This window comes from Lentzea sp. NPDC051208 (assembly GCF_040682435.1).
Lineage (GTDB): Bacteria > Actinomycetota > Actinomycetes > Mycobacteriales > Pseudonocardiaceae > Lentzea > Lentzea kristufekii.
This window is the reverse complement of sequence record NZ_JBFBAW010000009.1, coordinates 232,464-250,991: the sequence shown is the minus strand read 5'-3', so window position 1 is coordinate 250,991 and position 18,528 is coordinate 232,464. Positions and strand designations below refer to the sequence as shown.

The following is an 18,528-nucleotide window of genomic DNA, read 5'->3' as shown; positions in this document are numbered from 1 at the left end:
GGGGGACCACATGACCGATCCGAACCAGCTCATCGAGGACTACGAGCAGCGCACCGCCGCCCTGCTCGACCAGGCAGAAGAAGCCAAGTCCCGAATCGCGAACCTGACCGGCGCCGCCACCAGCACAGACGGCGCCGTGACGGTGAGCGTCAGCGCAGGGGGAGCGCTGCTGAACCTGTCGTTCGGCACAAAGGCCGACGACATGCCCAAAGACCGCCTGGCCGCTCTCGTGATGTCCACGGCCAAACGCGCCCAGGCCCAGGCCGTGAGCCAGATCGCCACGATCATGGCCCCGCTCATCGGCGACAACAGCGAGGCCATGCAGTTCGTCCAGTCCCAGATCCCACCGATCGACGTCCCGGACGAGCCCGCACCCGCCGCACCTCCGCAGTTCGTGGTGAACGAGGAACAACAGGACGCAGCCGCAACCCAGCCGCCGCCTGCCCCACGTCCGGCACGCCGACCGGTCGAGGACGACGACACCGACTACGACCAGCGCAGCCTCTTCAAGAAGGAAGGTGGCTGGTGATGGCGGGCTTCCAGGTAGACCTCCAGGCTCTCGAAGCTCACGAACGCGAACTGAAGGCCCTCATCGCAGGCCTCCCGGACGCGGCCGACGCCGCTTCGGCCTACGTCGGCAACTACCAGACGTGGGGCGTGGTCGGCATGTTCTTCGCCGAGGTCATGCAGAACTGGACGAACAAGGCGGGCGACTACGTCGACACCGTCAAGAAAGCCGGAGACTCAGTCGCGGAGAGGTTCTCCGACATGCGCGAGACCTATGCCGATCACGAGGAAGCCGCATCGCAGATGTTCGCAAAACTGCGCGAGGGCCTGGACGGGACCAAGCCGTGAGCGACGAGCCGCAGAACATCGGAGAGCTGAATCCTCTCAACGCGACCGAGAAGTTCGCAGCCGGAGACCTGGTCGGTTTCTCCAACTTCGACAGCCCCACGCAGGCGTGGGATGCGGCGGGCATCTTCAGCAGCTCCGCGAACCTGATCTACGACGGCGCCAAGGGCGACTGGACGGCAGTTCTGGGTGACCTGGCCGGATTCGGCATGGACCTGCTCGGCTTCGTGACCAACCCGCTCGGCAGCCTGCTGTCCGCTGGAATCGGCTGGTTGATCGAGCACATCGCCTTCCTCAAGGAAGGTCTCGACGTCCTCGCCGGCGACCCGGACGCTGTCAACGCGATGGCGACCACGTGGAAGAACATCGCGAAGCGCATGCAAGACACTGCGGACAAGTACTCAGCCACGCTGAACACGTTGAGCGGTTCACAAGGCCCTGCGGTCGAGAGCTACCGCAAGGCCGTGCAGGACTTCTCGAACGTGGTGGCGGGCGGCGCGAGCCACGCGACGTCGGCAGCGCAGGCGATGACGGTCGCCCCGTCGGCGATCGGCGTCGTTCGTGGCGCGGTACGGGACGCGATCGCGTCGTTCATCTCGAACACGATCATCAAGTTCGCTGCGGCGACAGCGTTGGCACCACTCACCTTCGGCGGGTCACAAGCCGCGTTCATCGCCGACACCGTGGCGCAGGGCGCGATCACCGCGGGCAAGAACGCCAAGAAGATCAGCAAGGTGGTGAAGCAACTGGAGAACGTCGCCGAGAAGGCCAAGCACTCGCGGGACACGCTGGGGAACACCACGGAGAACCTCAAACGAACCGTCACCGACTACAACCAGAAGGCAGCGCGGCATGCCACCGATGCACTGCACCTGGCGAAGAAGGCGCAGCAGGGCAAGCTCGACGCCGAGGACCTGAAGCGCTTGGAGGAACTCGGGACGAAGGGCGACAAGCTCAAGGAGACCAGGGCCGACGCGGTGAAGTCGCTGGAGGAGACCCGCAACGCGAACCTGCGCGACAGCATCAACGTGGGAAATCCACGCTTCAACGACGCGATCGACGTCCTCGAAGGCGGAATCAAACCGAAGGTGTTCGGCCACGAACTCCCCGAGATCTCCCTGCCGAAGTACCCCAAGATCCTGGGCAACGCGGTCGTCCAGGAGTGGAGCGACCAGACTCACCGCGAAGCGGACGCCGAGGTCAAGCAGGACGAGAAGAACGAGGCCTGGCAGAAGTACTGGGAGGGCCAGCGGGCGAACGTGGAGCGGCCCGGGTCGTTCCAACGCATGGAAGGCGACCTGTGATCGAGGTCCTCGCGCGCAGGGCGGCAGGCTTGGCGCTGGTCGCCCTGGCCGCGTTCGTTCCGGTCGCCGCCTTTCCGAGACTCACTGCGTGGGACGCGCGGCTCAGGGGCGGTAGGGCACCTGAGCACACCGTGCTGGATCTCGTGATAGGCGGCGGAGCCATCTGGCTGATCATCGCCATCGGCCTGGGGTGGCACTGGCGTCGCACGACGATGTGGCCGATCTGGGCGCGCTGGGCCGCGTTCCCCGGCCTCTTCCTCGCTGTTGTCACCTGCTTCTTCATAGCCAGTGACTGGAACAAGCCGGTCGCACTCGTGATCGGCCTCGGCCTCGTCGTGGCGTCCTGGCTGGCGGGCGAGGCGGCACGGCTCGTGCTGACCCGGCCCGTCACCACCAGGTTGATCTCGTCGAAGCTGGAGATCCCGTTTCCCACCAGGGGGCTCAAAGCCCGGTTGTGCGTCAGAGCGGACCGGTTGGTCCTGGACAGCCTGGTCTCAAGGCGCAAACGCTCGCGCGACGTGCTCGCAGTGCCGTGGGCGTCCCTCAGGTCGATCGAACTGGTCGAAGTCGACGTGGAGACGGTCTGGCGGGCGCGGGTGTTCTCGAACTGGGTCGTCGCGAACACCCGTGAGTTCGAGGTGGCACCCGGCCCGGCACTGCACGTCGTCGGCACCGCACGCGAGCTGCTGATCCCGGTGACGCCACAGGTGGGGCAGACCGTGCTCGCCGCGGTGCGGGCACGCTCCGCGAACGTCGAGTTCGTGGAGGACCCGTTCGCGAAACTGAGCTGGTACGCAGCAGCACACGTCTCTCCTGAACGCCGGCCGAAGGAAGCCTTCCGCACCGACAGCCGTCCTTACATCCTTGGGCTCGTCGGAGCGTTCCTGCTCATGCCGTTGCTCATGCTGACCGGGATGACGCTGTCGCTCGTCACGGGTTCGGAGAAGATGCAGGAGCAGTTCTACGCGGCGGGCGGGGTCGTCCATCCCGGCACGGTCGCCACCCTGGGCATCGCCTCGGTCGTGTTCCTCTACCTGTTGCACCGCTTCGTGATCAAACCCTTCCTCGACGGCATGTGGACGCAGGACTACATCGAGGCCTATCCGGCACCACCGCCCGCTCCGGTCAAGACAGGGGCAGCTCCCAGGACCGGCAAGAAGCGGAAGAGGCGCTGAGTCCGAAGTGGCCGAACTGTTCCTCCGCCGGACGGCTGGTCTGCTGCTGATCGCTGCCGGTGCCGCACTGTCCACTGTCGTCGCCGCCCGCCTGGGCGCCGCGCAGAAGGTACTCGTCCACGGGGCGATCGCGTTCTCGGTGATGACCGTCATCGGGCTCTGGTGGCACCGCCGGCGAGTGCCGATGTGGCGAGTCTGGGCACGCTGGGCGGCGTTCCCCGGAGTCGCCTGTGCGCTCTTCCAAGGCCTGCGGATAGACGTCGAGCACAACCGCCCTGTCTCGTTGCTGATCGCGGCAGGACTGGTGGCGGTGTGCTGGGCGTTGAGCGAGGTGGTCGTGCTGGTCACCACTCGTCCGGTCACGCCCGCGCTGATCAGGTCGAAGCTGGAGATCCCGTTCCCGACGAGAGGCCTGAAAGCCCGCCTGTGCGTCCGGGAGGACCGTCTCGCGCTCGACAGCCTCGCCTCGCGGCGCAAACGCTCACGTGACGTCGCGACGATCCCGTGGACGACATTGCGTTCGATCGAACTCGTCGAGGTCGAACAGGAGATGACCTGCACGGCGTTCCTGCACTCCGCGACGACACGGGCGAACGCCAGCACGTTCGACGTGCCGCCTGGTCCCGCACTGCACGTGATCGGCACCGCGCGCGAACTGCTGATCCCCGTGACCGAACAGATCGGGCGGACAGTGCTGGCCGCGGTGCAGGCGCGGTCAGCAGGGGTCGAGCTCGACGAGCAGCCACTGACCACAGAGGACTGGTGCAGCAAGGCCGACGTTCCGCTCACTGCCTCGGAAGACCCCGCCCAACGGCTGCGGCGCGGCGAACTCGTCAGCACCTACAGCACTGACAAGCGCCCATACCACCTGATCTTGCTGGGCGGCTTCCTCCTCCTACCGCTCTACATGCTGACGATGACCACGTTGTCGCTCATCACCGGATCGCCGGAACTGCAGGACGACTGGAACACCGCCGGCGGGCTGGACGGGGAAGGACGACTGACCGTCGCCGGGCTCGGGGTCGTCGCTGTCGCGTTCTTCTGGGCTGCCTACGCGTTCGTGTTCAGGGGTTTTCAGGACTTCATGGCCACCCAGGACTACCTGGAGGCCGTCCCCGAACCACCGCCACCACCGCCCAAGACCGGGACGGTGCCGGGCTCCGACAAGAAGCGGAAGAAGCGCTGACCTACCTCAGCAACGCACTGCGCAGGTCTTCTCTTCGGAGAAGAACGAGCAGATCCAGAGATTCGCTGAACACCACATCCGCACCTGGGCTGAGCGCCTCTCGCAACATGGACTGGCAGACGTCCGCCATTGGCTGATCCTGCACCGTCTGCACGTGCTCCAGCATCTCGTCCGCACGATCGCGCTCATGCGCCCTGCCCCAATCGCGCAGAGCGGACGTGACCACTTTTCGAGCATGCATGCGACCCTTCACCAACCCAGGCTTGTTGAGCCCGAACACGTTGATGGTCGCCTGCCCTTTCGGAGTCCGGGAGCGATAGACACCGAGCGTCAGCGTCAGCCGCAGATGATCGAACGGATCTTCGGCTGTCGGATCGATCAGCAGGGGGTTGCCGTCCTCGTCGACCGGAAACTGCTCTCGTTTCTCATGGCTGTTGCAGGTCGTACAAGCTAGAAGATGGTTGAGCCAGTCGAAGGTGCGCAAAGGGTTTCGAGCGACGGGCTCGAAGTGATCGACGCTGGTACCTCGACTCTCGCCGCAGTACATGCATCTCTCATACCCCGGCGCCATCTCTCCGAGCCGTGCTCGGACCGTCTTCCGGATTGCTGACTTGCGCCAAGCCGCGTCAGCCTTCCCGTACCGCTCGTCAGGGCTCGCCACACGAATCTTCTCAGTCGCTTTGGACATGGCGGCAACCGTGCGCAGAGGAAGATCCGATCGAGCGATTCTGATCATGCGTCGCGCAAGCGGGCGGCCACCTCGTCCACCCGCGCAGTCAGCGAACTGGTGAGCTTCGCCCGAAGTTCCTTGTACTGCTGAACTTCGTGATCGTCCGCCGTCCCGTCGAGCACTTTGACCTCAAGGTCCACAAGCCGGCCGCGGAGTCGCTCGGCCTGCTCCGAGTAGGGCGAGTCGAGGCCGAACAGTTCGGTGAGCACCGCATCGTCGCCGCTGCCGTACACGACCCGCTCGTACAGATCCTGGTCGACCACGTGCGGAGGCAGCTGCTCCTCCGGCCCAGGCAACCGGATCAGCCCACCAGGATCTGCGGCCTGGCAGATGTACGGACTGTGCGTCGTCACGATGAACTGAATGTTGGGGAAGTGCGCCTTGAGCCAGCCGCCGATGCGCTGCTGCCAGGAGACGTGGAGGTGGGCATCAACCTCATCGATGATCACCACTCCGGGCGCAGTGACTGCGTTGCCCTCGACCTCGAGTTTTCCGTAGGCATCGTGGATCTGCTTGAGCAGATCGACGACAAGTGCGGTCACAGTTCTGTACCCGTCACTTGTCTCTCGCAGCGGGAACCTGTTGCCTCCGCAGGTGACCCAAAGACCGTCAGAAGTGACGGCATCTACCTTGTGTTCATCGGGCAGGAGACCGTCGCTCAACAGGCGAAGCGCGGCTTGCTTGAGATCATCCGCGCCTGGTTCGCCTTCGAGTGCACGCAGATGCTGCTGAATGAGCCAGCTGACCCCCTCGGCGAGCGAGGCGTCCTCGTTGAACAAACTTGAGATGCTCGCCACGCGACTGGAAGTCTTGCGGACAGCGCCAGTCAGCCGGCGAAATGGCCCGTACGCGGCACTCAACAACCCATTCGACGGAGATTCCCACGCCCTGCCGAATTCATCCGACCTGACTTCCCACACCGTGTAACCCGACCAGAAGAGCGCCAGCTCATCACGCTCAAGCGATTCAACAGAATCAAAATCCGGGTCCAGGAAAATGCGCAGAGCCGCCTCAGCCCGATCCGCCCCGCGCGCTCTCCAGTTCTCCGGATCCCCCATGACCGCGGCGACTGCGTTTGATCCACCGAGCGCAAGGGCGATCGCCTGCAGCAAGGTGGACTTGCCTGAACCGTTTCGGCCCGCGATAACAGTCCATCCGGCATGCGAGCCGTCAGGGCGAGTGAGAATCAGGTCCACCTCGCGGGCACCGTGGAACCCCTTGATGTTCCGCAGCTTCACCTGTGAGACGTACATGTCCACTCCGGCCGCCGAGTTGCAAATGATTCCTTCTGTGACTCTAGTAGGGCGTACCCCTAGCCCGCCGACCAACAAGATGCAGTGGCGCTCTGCACTGACCTAAGAAGCGGACTCCGGCACCCTCGGATGCCGGAACCCGGGGTGGTCCGCAGGCAGCGCCCGCCGCAGCATCCACCCCGACACCAGGATGCAGACGATCTGCAACGGCCACGACAGGGCGAGCCGCAGAGTGGCCAGCCAGTAGACCTGAGCGTCCAGCCACAACGGGGTGAACACGGCGACACGCAGCGCGTACTGCCCGACCCACGGCCACGAGGCGATGGAGTAGGCGCGCAAAAGAGCAGGGTCTCGACGCCATCGCGCCTTCTGGCCGAGGAGCGTTCCCACCACCACGCCGAGCAACGGCCAGCGCACCGCGATGGAGCCTGCCCAGACCAGGGCCGAGGCGACGTTGGACAGCAGCTGGATGAGGAAGAAGTCCTCCACACGGCCCGTGTAGAGCGCGACCAGCGATGCCGCGACCACGGCCAGGACCGAGAACACGACGGCACGGGGTTTCTCGCCTCGTACGAAGCGGAAGACGCCGATCGCGACACCGCACAGGACGGCCGCCACGGCACCGGCGCCGATCGAGTGGTTCCAGATCAGCCAGCCCGCGACGAACGCCAGCGGCGGCAGGGAGGCGTCGAGGGCGCCGCCTCGGCCTCCTAGCAGTGAGGCGAGTGACTCGTGGCGCACGTCGGTCATGGTTCCAGGGTGCCTTAGGCGAACCTAACTCAGGTAACGGACCCATATCGGGGATTGACCCCGGTGAACCAGGTCACTACCGTCTGGCGAAATCGTCTGGAAAGTTAACAGACAGGAGCGGACCTAATGCGTGCCGGAAGCCCACGACTGTTGCGGGAGATCAACGACCGCGCAGCCATCGAGGCTTTGCTGCGCAACGGGCCGCTGACCAGGTCGGAGTTGGAAGGCCTGATCGGTCTCTCCAAGCCGGCGACCGCACAGCTGCTCACTCGACTCGAAGCCGGCGACTCCGTGGTCCGCAACGGACTGCGCGGCGGTGGACGTGGGCCTCGTGCCCAGCTGTGGTCGGTCAACGGGGCGCTTGCGCACATCGCCGCTGTCGATCTCACCCCCGAGACGGTCGACATCGCGATCGCGGACATCTCCGGTGCCGTGCTCACCGAGCACAAGGCGCCGATGCCCGCGAAGCACGGCGTGCTGGAGGCGTTCGTGAGCGCGGTCGGCAAGGCCTGCGGGCAAGCAGGTCTGAGCGCCGACCAGTTGCTGCACGTCGTGGTGGGCTGTCCGGGAGCGGTGAACCCCGCGAACGGTGAGCTCGCCTACGCACCACATCTGCCCGGCTGGAGCGGTTTCGACGTGCCCGGCCGGTTGCGGGAGCAGCTCGCGACGTCGGTGAGCGTCGAGAACGACGTCAACCTCGTCGCGCTGGAGGAGATGGTCGCCGGACGGGCCACCGAGGTGAACGACTTCGTCGTCATCTGGCCCGCGGATCTCGTCGGTGCCGCCGTCGTCGTCAACGGATCGCTGCTGCACGGCGCTTCCGGTGGCGCGGGCGAGATCGACGGACTGATGATCCCGGACCGCGCGGCGGCCGACACCGACACGGACCGCTCCGGCGGCACGTACGGCGAACTGCTCAGCAGCACGTCGATCTGCAAGCTCGCACGCGCTCACGGGCTCACCGCGCGCAACGGTCACAGTGCCGTGCGCAAGGCGCTGGCCGCGGGTCCGGCGGGCCGTGGGTTCATGGTCGATCTCGCCAAGCGCATCGCCACGGGCGTGGCTAGCGTCGTCGCGGTGCTCGACCCGGAACTCATCCTCCTGTCCGGCGACATCGCGCAGGCAGGCGGAACCACGCTGAACGACCTCGTTGCCGCGGAACTGCGGCAACTGGTGGTGCCGCGAACACCGATCCAGCTGGCCCTGGTGACCGGGAAACCAGTGCGCAGCGGCGCACTGCACTCGGCGCTCGCCGTTGCCCGCGAACAGGTGTTCGGCCTCCCGGCAGCCACCACGGCTCCATTCCGCGGCCCAGTGGTCGCCGGGTCCCCACGTTGATCGAGAAGGAGTGCACATGCGCAAGCACACCCGTGCTGCCTTGCTCTGTGTCGCCGCAGCGCTGACCCTCACCGCATGTGCGGCGGGCAAGGGTGGTGGCGCGAATTCCGACGCCGCAGCTGCTCCTGGCAAGGACGACAAGCTGACGCTCACGGTCTGGAGCAACTACTCCGACCGCGAGTACGAGGAAGTCACGAAGGCCCTCAAGACGTTCAACAAGAAGTTCCCGAACATCGAGATCAAGCACGAGGGCTCGCAGGACGACGACAAGATCACCGCGGGCATCCGTTCGGGCAACACGCCGGACGTCGCGCTGTCGTTCACGACCGACAACATCGGCCAGTTCTGCTCCTCGGGCGCGTTCCAGCCGCTGAAGGCGTACATCGACCGCGACAAGGTCGACCTGAACCAGCTCACGCCTGCCGTGCAGCAGTACACCGAGTACAAGGGCAACCGCTGCGCGATGCCCATGCTCACCGACGTGTACGCCATGTACTACAACAAGGACCTGCTCTCGACGGCCGGCATCACGACCCCGCCGAAGACGCTGGACGAGCTGTACGACGCGGCCGTGAAGGCGACCAAGAAGGCGCCGAACGGTGACATCGAGGTCGCGGGCTACCTGCCCACGATGGGCTTCTACGCCAACCGCCCGACCATCCTCGCGCCGACGTTCGGCGCGGAGTGGGAGAAGGACGGCAAGTCCGGTCTCGCCAGCTCCCCCGGCTTCACCGAGATGATGACGTTCCAGAAGAAGCTCGTCGACTTCTACGGCTACGACGCCCTCGAGCGGTTCCGCGCGGGTCTCGGCCAGGAGTACTCGGCCGACCACGCGTTCCACCAGGGCAAGATCGCGATCATGGTCGACGGTGAGTACCGCACCGCCTTCCTCAAGGCGCAGGCGCCGCAGATCAAGTTCGGCACGGCCCCGTTCCCGACCTGGAAGCCCGCCGACTACGGCACCGCGTTCACCACGGGCACGATCATGGGCATTCCCAAGGGCGCCAAGAACCCCGGTGCCGCGTGGGAGCTGATCAAGCACCTGACGTTCGACACCGACACGATCGTCGGCCTGTCCAACGCCATCAAGAACGTCCCGAGCACCAAGGCCGCCATGGAGAGCCCTCAGCTCGAGGTGGACGAGCAGTTCAAGACGTTCATCGACCTGGCCAAGAGCGACAAGCTCAAGGGCAACCCCGTCACCCCCATCGGTGACGCGCACATCAAGGCCGTCACCGACTTCTCGGTCTCCTACCAGTCCGGCAAGGTCCCGGACCTGGCGGCAGGCCTCAAGGAAGTCGACAAGAACATCGACGACCAGATCGCCAAGAGCGGCAAGTAGGGGATTCGCAAGATGACCGCCACGCTCGGCGCGCGGCCCGCCCCCGGCAAGGGGCGGGCACGTGCCCGCCACCGTCTCGCCGTGCTCGGGTTCATGGCCCCGGCCCTCATCGGCTTCGTCCTGTTCTTCGGTTACCCACTGGTCGCCACGGTCATCTTCAGCTTCACGAAGTACGACCTGATCAACCCGCCGGAGTTCAACGGACTCGCCAACTACGAGTTCATGTTCAAGGATCCCTTGCTCACCAAGGCGATCGCGAACACCTTGTGGTTCGTCGTCGTGCTCACGATCGCGCGGACGGTGTTCGCGCTGGGCGTGGCATCGGTCATCGCACGTCTCAAGTCGGGCGTCGGGCTGATCCGGACGCTCTGCTACCTGCCGTCACTGGCGCCGCCGGTGGCCGCGACACTCGTGTTCTTCATGGTGTTGCGCCCCAACGGCGGTCCGGTGGACAGCGTCCTCGGCTGGTTCGGGGTCGACTCGCCGCTGTGGTTCTCGGACCCGGCGTGGGCCAAGCCCGGCATCACCGCGATCATGCTGTGGATCTCCGGCGACCTGATGATCATCATCCTCGCCGCGATCCTCGACGTGCCGCAGGAGCAGTACGAGGCCGCCGAACTCGACGGCGCCGGCCCGATCCGGCGCTGGTGGCACGTCACGCTTCCGACGATCTCCCCGGTGCTGCTCTTCGGCATCGTGAACTCGGTGATCCTCGCGTTGCAGCTCTTCACGCAGGCGGTCGTCGCGGGGTCGGCCGGCTCGGGAGCGGCGGACGCGACGGGATCGACCAAGTATCTCGGTTTTCCGGACAACTCCACGCTGACGTTCCCGGTTTACCTGTACACGCAGGGCTTCCGCTACTTCGACATGGGCTACGCGGCCGCCATGGCCACGGTGCTGTTCGTCATCTCGTTCGCCGTGACCATCGTGCTGGTCCAGCGGATGCGCAAGAACTCCACGGCTGAGGAAGGGGGTCCGGGAGCATGACCGCCACGCTGACCAAACCACCGGTCGACGTCCCCGCGGAACCGGAGCAGCCGCGCAGGAAGCGCAACGTCGCCGGTTTCCTGAACTGGGTCGCGACGCACTCGATCGGCCTCGCGCTCGGCCTGATGTTCGCCACGCCCGTCGTGTTCGTCTTCCTCACCGCGGTGATGTCGGACAACCAGGCCTTCACGTCGAACCTCTGGCCCACGGAATGGCACTGGGAGAACTTCGTCGAGGTCTTCGACAAGGCCCCGCTGTTCCAGTACCTGATCAACAGCCTCACGTACTCGCTGCTCGCGACGCTGGGCATGCTGATCTCGTCGATCCCCGCCGCCTACGCGCTCGCGAAGCTCAAGTGGCGCGGCCGGAACGTGGCCTTCATCCTCGTCATCGGCGCGATGATGCTGCCTCCGCAGGTCGTCGCCGTGCCGCTGTACGACACCTGGTCCTCGCTGGGCCTGACGGGCACGCTGGTCCCGTTGATCGCGCCGTACTTCCTGTTCGACGCGTTCAGCATCTTCCTGCTGCGCCAGTTCATGCTGACCATCCCGCAGTCCTACGTGGACGCCGCGCGGGTGGACGGCTGCTCGGAGTTCCAGGCACTGGTCCGGATCATCGTGCCGATGGCGAAGCCCGGCATCGCGGCCACCGCGCTGTTCTGCTTCCTCTTCACCTGGAACGACTACTTCGGCCCGTTGCTCTACACCGGCGAGGTCAAGGACCAGTGGACGTTGTCGCTGGCACTGGCGACGTTCAAGGGCATGCACATCGTCCAGTGGAACTCGTCGATGGCCGTCACGTTCCTGACGATGATCCCGGCCGTCGTCCTCTTCGTCTTCGCCCAGAAGTCGTTCGTCAAGGGAATCACGTTCACGGGGGTAAAAGGGTGAAACTCACCGTCGTCGGTGGCGGGTCCACCTACACACCGGAGCTGATCGACGGCATCGCCGGCCGTCGCACCAGCCTGGCGGTGGACGAGATCGTCCTCGTCGATCCGGACGAGCACCGCCTCTCACTGATCGGCCCGTTCAGCCAGCGGCTGCTGGAGCACGCGGGCCACTCGGCGAAGGTGCGCACCACCACGTCGCTCGAAGAAGGCATCGAGGGCGCGTCCGCGGTTCTGCTGCAGCTGCGCGTCGGCGGGCAGAAGGCGCGTGCCTCGGACGAGACGTTCCCGCTCACGTGCGGGTGCGTCGGCCAGGAGACCACCGGCGCGGGAGGCCTCGCCAAGGCCCTGCGGACCGTGCCGGTGGTCCTGGACATCGCGGACAAGGTGCGCCGCATCGCCGGTCCCGACACGTGGATCGTGAACTTCACGAACCCGGTCGGCATCGTGACGCGCGCGCTGCTGCAGGAGGGTCACAAGGCGATCGGCCTGTGCAACGTGGCGATCACGTTCCAGCGCTGGACGTCCGCACTGCTCGGCGTGAATCCGTCCACAGTGGAGCTGGAGCACGTCGGCCTGAACCACCTCACGTGGGAACGCGGCGTGTACGTCGACGGTGTCGACCGCCTGCCGGAACTGCTCGCCGACCACGTCGAGGGCCTGGCGGAGCACATCGGCATCGACGGCGGGCTGATGCGGCGCCTGAACATGGTGCCGTCGTACTACCTGAACTACTTCTACAACCACGACGCCGTCGTGAAGAAGCAGCTCACCGAACCGCCGCGCGCCGAGGTCGTGGCCGCGGTGGAGAAGGAACTGCTCGACATCTACGGCGACCCGTCGGTCGTGACGAAGCCGGAGCAGCTGTCGCAACGCGGCGGCGCGTACTACTCCGAGGCGGCCGTGCAGCTGGTGCACGCGCTGACCGGTGGTGAAGGCGCTGAGAAGCACGTGGTGAACGTGCAGAACAACGGCTCGCTGCCCTTCCTGCCCGACGACGCCGTGATCGAGGTGTCGTCCACTGTGGACTCGAACGGCGGCAAGGCGCTGCCGGTGCGTCCCGTGGAACCGTCCATCTCCGGCCTGATCTCGCACGTCACCGCGTACGAGTACCTGGCACTGGAAGCGGCCAGGCACGGTGGCCGTGACCGAGTGGCGAACGCGCTGCTCGCGCACCCGCTGATCGGCCAGCACGCCATCGCGGACCAGCTGGCCGACGAGCTGATCGCGCAGAACCGCGACCTGCTGCCGTGGGTGAAGGGAAACTGACACAGATGACCGACCGGGTGCTCGCCATCGACGGTGGGAACAGCAAGACCGCTGTGCTGCTGGTCGACGCGGACGGCAAGGTGCTCGCGCAGGTGCGCGGCCCTGGTGCCCCGCCTCAGACCGTGGGCATGAAGCGCGGACTCGACGTGTTCGAGGGACTGGCACGCGAGGCCGCGGCTCAGGCGGGACTGTCCCCCGACGAGCCGATCGCCACGCACACGTCCGCCTACTTGGCGGGAGCAGATCTGCCCCGCGAGGAGGAGGATCTGACGCGGGCGATCACCGAGCGGGGCTGGTCGAGGACGACGTTCGTCGGCAACGACACCTTCGCGCTGCTGCGGGCGGGTACCGCGGCGGCCGGCGGCGTGGCGGTCGTCTGCGGCGCGGGCATCAACGCGGTGGGGGTGGCCAGGGACGGCCGGACCCACCGCTTCCCCGCCCTGGGCGCCATCTCCGGTGACTGGGGAGGCGGCGGCCAGCTCGGCAACGACGCCCTCTGGCACGCCGTGCGCGCGGAGGACGGCCGGGGCAAGCCGACGCTGCTGCTGGACGCGCTCCTCGCGCACTACGGCGAGAAGTCGATCTCCACGGTGGTCGAGAAGATCCACTTCGAGGAGATCGCACTGGACCCGCACGCTCTCTGCCCGTTGGTGTTCGAGGTGGCCGCGCAGGGGGATTCCGTTGCCCTGGAACAGGTCGACCGCCTGATCGAGGAGATCGTCCTGCTCGCCACGGTCTCCATGCGCAAGCTCGACCTGATGAACGAACCCGTGGACGTGGTGCTGGGCGGCGGAGTGCTGACGCACACCGGTGACACGGTGGTCGGCCCGGTTCGTCAGCGGATCCTGGAAGCCGCCCCGCTCGCCCAGGTCCGCCTGGTCGACGTGCCCCCCGTCGTGGGTGCGGCGCTCCTCGGCCTCGACCACATCGGGGCCTCGCCGAGCGCGGAGCTGAGGCTGCGCTCGGCCTACCACGACCACGTCCCGACGGCCGTCCTCGACGTGGCGGCGAGCGGCTAGCCCACAGACCCCGTCTCAGGGGGTTTTCGGCGGCGGTGCCCCCTGAGACGGTCCCAGCCCCACTGCTCGGGGCTCATCGGCGGCGGCGCCCCGAGCAGTGGTCCCAACACCTTTCCGGGGAGCAAGTCCGGCGGCGGCGCTCCTCGGAAAGGCCCAACGGCCCCCGCAGCGACCTCACGCGCCGAGGTCGTTGCGGGGGATTTCGGCGTTCGGGACCTCGGACGAAACATCGGTGGGCAACACTGCGGGCGCCACCGCGGGCACCGCACCGGAAGGCGCCACGGTCGTCGCGGCGACGCTCCCCTGGGGCGACCCGGCCTCCGGAGTGACCACCGGATTGGAATGGGGAGGCGGCGTGACCACGCCACGCCCGTCGGCTCCGGGCAGGGCCGGTCCGCTCAGAGCGACCCCGGTCAGCAGGGCGCCTGTGACGAGCGCGACACCAAGGGAAAGGAGCGGAAGCGGCAAACCTGAACGCACCCGGCAGAAGGTAGCGACAGAATCAGACGAATCCCTCGGATCACCCTCCAGCTTCCCTCGATCGAGTGGTAAAAGAATCGTCACCCACAGCGACAAAACCTACGATGCCGTAACCGACGGTGGCGTAACCAAGGGTTCTTTGTGCATGCTAACCAGTCGCCTTCGGACGGGAGCCCGTCGGCGGCCGGCAGGACGAGGTAGTACGAGCAAGGGGGATGTAGTGCTGCTGCGATGGAACAGTCTCGTGTCCCTGGGGGACAGCTTCACCGAGGGCATGGACGACCCGGGCCCCGGCGACACCTACGTGGGCTGGGCGGACCGCCTGGCGGGCATGATCGCCCAGCGGGCGCCTGAGTTCAGGTACGCCAACCTCGCGGTCCGGGGCAAGATGCTGCAGGAGATCATCGACGACCAGGTGCCCCTCGCGATGTCGCTGAAGCCGGACCTGGTGACGTTCTGCGGCGGCGGCAACGACATCATGCTGCCCAACAGCGACCCGGACGCGCTGGCCGAGGTCTACGAGGTGGCCGTGGCCGAGCTCAGGTCCACCGGCTGCGACGTCGTGATCTTCACCGGGTTCGACACACGCTCCACGCCGCTGCTCAGGAGCATCCGCGGCAAGGTCGCCATCTACAACACGCACCTGTGGTCGATCGCCGAGCGCTACCACTGCCGGATGGTCGATTTGTGGGCCATGCACCCGTTGCACGACCGTCGCGCGTGGAGCGAGGACCGGCTGCACCTCTCGCCGGAGGGGCACCAGCGCGTCGCGCTCAAGGCCGCCGAGGTGCTCGGGCTGATCGACGACCAGTCCTGGAACGAGCCGTGGCCCGCGCTGCAGCAGACCGACTGGGTCACCCAGCGCAAGGCGGACCTCAAGTGGGCGCGCGAACACGTGGTGCCGTGGATCGGCCGCACGCTCAGGGGTGAGTCGATGGGTGACGGTCTGGCGCCCAAGCGGCCCGAATTGCTGCCCATGGCGCGTTGCAGCGACGAAAGCCACGTCGTCAACTGAAGCAAAAGCGGAGGGCCCGACCGGCACTCTCCCCCGAATGCCGGTCGGGCCCTCCAGACGCAGGCGCCTTACCCCCTCGGTAATCCCCCACTCGGCGGCCTGCTGCTCCAACATCCCATGCTTTGGGACCAGACGACTAAACGTCCGCTAAACCTCGGACGAGAGGGAGTCCAGCAGGGTCCGGACCTCCACCGCACGAGCCGAATTGACCTGCTCGTACAGGCGCAACGCCTCCGTCAGTTCCGCAGCCGCGGCAGCCCATTCCGCCCGCCGGAGCAACACGCCGCCGAGCACGTGCCGGCCGAACCCTTCGAGGTACGTCACCTCGGCGACGGCGGCCTGGTCGACGACCTGGCGGGCCAGCATCTCGGCCTGGTCCAGCGCGCCGGCCTCCAGGTGCAGCTCGGCCAGGTTGGCGAGACCGCGGATCAGCGCGATGTCGTCGCCCGAGCGCCGGTACACCTCGACGGCGTGAGCCTGGTGCCGCAGAGCGACTTCCACGTGACCACGGGCCTGTTCGACCTGCGCCACGTTGTTCAGGCCGTGCGCCTCGCCGACGACGTCGCCGGACTGCTGGGCGAGTTGCACGGACTCCCAGAAGTGCAGCAGCGCCTCGTCGTGCTGCTCCAGCCGGAACAGGACGTCGGCGAGCTGGGCGAGCGTCAGCACGAGGTACTGCCGCTCACCCAGCTCCATCGCGAGCCGGTGCGCGCGGCGAGCGTCCGGCAGCAGGACGGGACGTCCCAGCCGGGCGTTCGTCGTGTAGGTCGTGTCCAGCATGAGGATCTGGCCGAGGCGGCTCCCCGTCACCTCGGCCGCGGCCAGGCCGAACCCGACCAGCGCCACCCACTCCCCGGTGAGTGCGCGCACGGTCGCGTAGTGGTGCAGCAGCCGAACGAGCTGCCACACCTGGTCGTGCAGACCCTTTTCGGCGGACGCGTGCACGACCGCGACGATGTTGGGCCACTCCCGGTCGAACCAGTCGATCGGGTCGCTGAACGCCGGCAGGGCCGTGCATCCGTTGTCCGCCAAGGCGAAGTCCAGGCCGTCACGGGCCGGCCGGATGGCCCGGCGCACGTGGTCGCACGCCACGAGGTAGTAGCTCACCAGGCGCCGCAACGAGTCCAGGTCGGCACGGCCGGCTCCGCGCACGTACAGGCGCACCAGCTCGTGCATCGTGAAGCCGTCCGGCCACGGTTCGACCAGCAGGTTCACCCCGACGAGCTGGGCCAGCCGGGACCGGGCCGACTCGACCTGGATGCGGGTCAGCGCGGCGACGGCGTGCGACGACATCCACCGGCCGGGCGCCAGGCCGACGGACTGGAAGACCTCACCCAGTTCGGACGGCAGATCACGGGTCGAGAGGTCCAGCGCCCGCGAGACCCCCATCTCCGCCTCCGGCAGGTCGAGGCCGCGCATCCGGTGCCCGTCGTCGGCCAGTTCCCCGACCAGCTCCTCGACCGTCCACTCGGGACTGATCACGAGCTTCGCGGCGGCCACCCGCAGCGCGAGCGGCAACCCTCCGCAGAGTTCGGCGAGCTTCTGCGCGGCCACCGGGTCCTGCCGGGACAGGGGCCTGCCCAGCACGTCGTCCACGAGCGCACGCGCCGCCGAGTCGTCCAGCGGGCCGAGCTTGCGCACGCGGGCGCTGTTGGTGACGACGAGTCGTTCCATCTGGGACCGCGACGTCACCAGCACCACCGAACCCGACCCCGGCGGCAGCAGCGGCTGGACCTGGTCGAACGCCGTCGCGTCGTCCAGCACCACCAGCACGCGGCGGCGGTTGAGCAGTGAGCGGTACAGCCCGACGCGGTCCTCGACGCCGACCGGCACGCCGTCCGCCGGCACACCCATCGCCACCAGGAACCGGGTCAGCACCTCGCCCGGCTCGGTGTCGCCGAGCGCGGCGAACAGCACGCCGTGCGGGAACAGCTCGGAGTTCTCGTGCCCCCACGTGATCGCGAGGGCGCTCTTGCCGACACCGGGCGCACCGGTCAGCACGGCGACCGACGTCGCCCGCAGGTTCCGCGCCCCCACCACGGTGTCGAGCCACGACCTGTCGTCGTCCCGGCCGAACAACCGCGACGCGGAGGCGGGCAGCAACGCCGGTGCCACGATCCCCGCGCGCGGCGCGACGGGACGGGACTCGACCGGGCCGATCACGCTCAACGACGGGTCGTCGCGCAGCACCTGCTCGTGCAGCGCGCGCAGCTGCGGGCCGGGGTCGATGCCCAGCTCGTCCACGGCACGGCGCTGGAACCGCTGGTAGGCCTCCAGCGCGTCGGCACGCTGCCCGGCCCGGTACAGCGCCCGCATGCTGTGGGCGACCAGGCGTTCCCGGAACGGGTACTCGGTGCACAGCCCGCGCAGCTCGCCCACCAGCTCCAGGTGGCGGCCGAGTTCGAGCTCGGCGTCGATGCGCTCTTCCAGCGCGGACAGCCGAAGCTCTTCCAGGTCGGACGTCATCGGGTCACCCGGCACGTCCGCGAGCACCGGCCCGCGCCACAACCCCAGCGCCTCGCGCAGCAGGCCCGCCCTGATGGCGGCGGGCTTGCCGCGGGACGACGCCACGAGCTGCCGGGCGCGGTGCAGGTCGAGGCGCCACGGGTCGACGGTCAGCTGGTACCCCGTCGGCGTGGTGCGGATGGTCGCGGAGCCCGCGGGATCGGACTCCTCCAGCACCTTGCGCAGCCGCGAGACGTACCCGTGCACGATCGTCCGCGCCGTGGCCGGAGGCGTGCCCGTCCACAGCGCGTCGACGATCTGGTCGATCGAGACGGGTCGGTTCGCCTCGACGACCAGCATGGCCAGCAGCCCGCGCATGCCACGACGGCCCAGCTGGACGAGCCGTCCGTCCGCGAGCACCTGGAGCGGACCGAGCACGCCGAACTCGAGTCCGGTTTTGCTCCGCATGTCCCTCCTCAGGTGCGCTGACCTCGTCA

General features: G+C 67.4%; 17 protein-coding genes. 12 read left to right on the top strand and 5 right to left on the bottom strand.

Features of this window, described 5'->3' with window-relative positions; genetic code table 11:
- Positions 1-10: 10 nt before the first annotated feature.
- Genes AB0M48_RS23665 through AB0M48_RS23645 form a run of 5 tightly spaced genes read left to right on the top strand, consistent with a single transcriptional unit; the run spans position 11 to position 4,517 of the window.
- On the top strand, positions 11-529 hold the full coding sequence (locus AB0M48_RS23665; RefSeq protein WP_363845758.1) for a YbaB/EbfC family nucleoid-associated protein: 519 nt from the start codon (positions 11-13) through the stop codon (positions 527-529).
- Positions 529-855: a hypothetical protein gene (locus tag AB0M48_RS23660; RefSeq protein ID WP_363845756.1), complete on the top strand. Its 327-nt coding sequence runs from the start codon at positions 529-531 to the stop codon at positions 853-855. The genes AB0M48_RS23665 and AB0M48_RS23660 overlap by 1 nt, the downstream gene beginning before the upstream one ends.
- Positions 852-2,156 carry a hypothetical protein gene (locus tag AB0M48_RS23655; protein WP_363845754.1) on the top strand — a complete coding sequence of 435 codons (1,305 nt, stop codon included), beginning with the start codon at positions 852-854 and terminating at the stop codon, positions 2,154-2,156. The genes AB0M48_RS23660 and AB0M48_RS23655 overlap by 4 nt, the downstream gene beginning before the upstream one ends.
- The gene (locus AB0M48_RS23650) at positions 2,153-3,331 is read left to right on the top strand and encodes a hypothetical protein (RefSeq protein WP_363845752.1); all 1,179 of its coding nucleotides are present in this window, start codon (positions 2,153-2,155) and stop codon (positions 3,329-3,331) included. Before AB0M48_RS23655 ends, AB0M48_RS23650 begins: the two co-directional genes overlap by 4 nt.
- A gap of 7 nt (positions 3,332-3,338) precedes the next feature.
- On the top strand, positions 3,339-4,517 hold the full coding sequence (locus AB0M48_RS23645) for a hypothetical protein (protein WP_363845750.1): 1,179 nt from the start codon (positions 3,339-3,341) through the stop codon (positions 4,515-4,517).
- Position 4,518: 1 nt separating this feature from the next.
- On the opposite strand, the gene AB0M48_RS23640 is transcribed toward AB0M48_RS23645, so the two are convergent.
- From AB0M48_RS23640 to AB0M48_RS23630, 3 genes are all read right to left on the bottom strand, one after another.
- Complete coding sequence (locus tag AB0M48_RS23640) at positions 4,519-5,205, bottom strand: HNH endonuclease (RefSeq protein WP_363845748.1); 687 nt, start codon at positions 5,203-5,205, stop codon at positions 4,519-4,521.
- A 44-nt stretch (positions 5,206-5,249) separates the two neighbouring features.
- Positions 5,250-6,500, bottom strand: a complete 1,251-nt coding sequence (locus AB0M48_RS23635) for an AAA family ATPase (protein WP_363845746.1) — start codon at positions 6,498-6,500, stop codon at positions 5,250-5,252.
- A gap of 102 nt (positions 6,501-6,602) precedes the next feature.
- Entirely contained in the window at positions 6,603-7,250 is a 648-nt protein-coding gene (locus AB0M48_RS23630) for a DUF3159 domain-containing protein (protein WP_363845744.1), read from the bottom strand.
- A gap of 126 nt (positions 7,251-7,376) precedes the next feature.
- Between AB0M48_RS23630 and AB0M48_RS23625 the strand changes: the two genes are divergently transcribed.
- The 6 genes from AB0M48_RS23625 to AB0M48_RS23600 are packed head-to-tail and all read left to right on the top strand — an operon-like array spanning position 7,377 to position 14,091.
- A complete protein-coding gene (locus AB0M48_RS23625) occupies positions 7,377-8,588 on the top strand; it encodes an ROK family protein (protein WP_363845742.1) in 1,212 nt (403 codons plus the stop codon).
- Between the two features lie 16 nt (positions 8,589-8,604).
- Positions 8,605-9,930: an ABC transporter substrate-binding protein gene (locus AB0M48_RS23620; RefSeq protein ID WP_363845740.1), complete on the top strand. Its 1,326-nt coding sequence runs from the start codon at positions 8,605-8,607 to the stop codon at positions 9,928-9,930.
- A 12-nt stretch (positions 9,931-9,942) separates the two neighbouring features.
- Complete coding sequence (locus AB0M48_RS23615) at positions 9,943-10,917, top strand: sugar ABC transporter permease (RefSeq protein ID WP_266041924.1); 975 nt, start codon at positions 9,943-9,945, stop codon at positions 10,915-10,917.
- Positions 10,914-11,807 carry a carbohydrate ABC transporter permease gene (locus tag AB0M48_RS23610; RefSeq protein WP_363845737.1) on the top strand — a complete coding sequence of 298 codons (894 nt, stop codon included), beginning with the start codon at positions 10,914-10,916 and terminating at the stop codon, positions 11,805-11,807. The genes AB0M48_RS23615 and AB0M48_RS23610 overlap by 4 nt, the downstream gene beginning before the upstream one ends.
- Complete coding sequence (locus AB0M48_RS23605) at positions 11,804-13,072, top strand: 6-phospho-beta-glucosidase (RefSeq protein ID WP_363845735.1); 1,269 nt, start codon at positions 11,804-11,806, stop codon at positions 13,070-13,072. The genes AB0M48_RS23610 and AB0M48_RS23605 overlap by 4 nt, the downstream gene beginning before the upstream one ends.
- 5 nt (positions 13,073-13,077) lie before the next feature.
- Positions 13,078-14,091: a BadF/BadG/BcrA/BcrD ATPase family protein gene (locus AB0M48_RS23600; protein ID WP_363845733.1), complete on the top strand. Its 1,014-nt coding sequence runs from the start codon at positions 13,078-13,080 to the stop codon at positions 14,089-14,091.
- 174 nt (positions 14,092-14,265) lie between these two features.
- Here AB0M48_RS23600 and AB0M48_RS23595 read toward each other — a convergent pair whose 3' ends face one another.
- The gene (locus AB0M48_RS23595; RefSeq protein ID WP_363845731.1) at positions 14,266-14,571 is read right to left on the bottom strand and encodes a hypothetical protein; all 306 of its coding nucleotides are present in this window, start codon (positions 14,569-14,571) and stop codon (positions 14,266-14,268) included.
- Between the two features lie 244 nt (positions 14,572-14,815).
- On the opposite strand from AB0M48_RS23595, the gene AB0M48_RS23590 reads away from it, so the two are divergent.
- On the top strand, positions 14,816-15,586 hold the full coding sequence (locus AB0M48_RS23590) for an SGNH/GDSL hydrolase family protein (protein WP_363845729.1): 771 nt from the start codon (positions 14,816-14,818) through the stop codon (positions 15,584-15,586).
- A 147-nt stretch (positions 15,587-15,733) separates the two neighbouring features.
- Here AB0M48_RS23590 and AB0M48_RS23585 read toward each other — a convergent pair whose 3' ends face one another.
- Positions 15,734-18,499, bottom strand: a complete 2,766-nt coding sequence (locus AB0M48_RS23585) for a BTAD domain-containing putative transcriptional regulator (protein ID WP_363845727.1) — start codon at positions 18,497-18,499, stop codon at positions 15,734-15,736.
- Between the last annotated feature and the right edge of the window lie 29 nt (positions 18,500-18,528).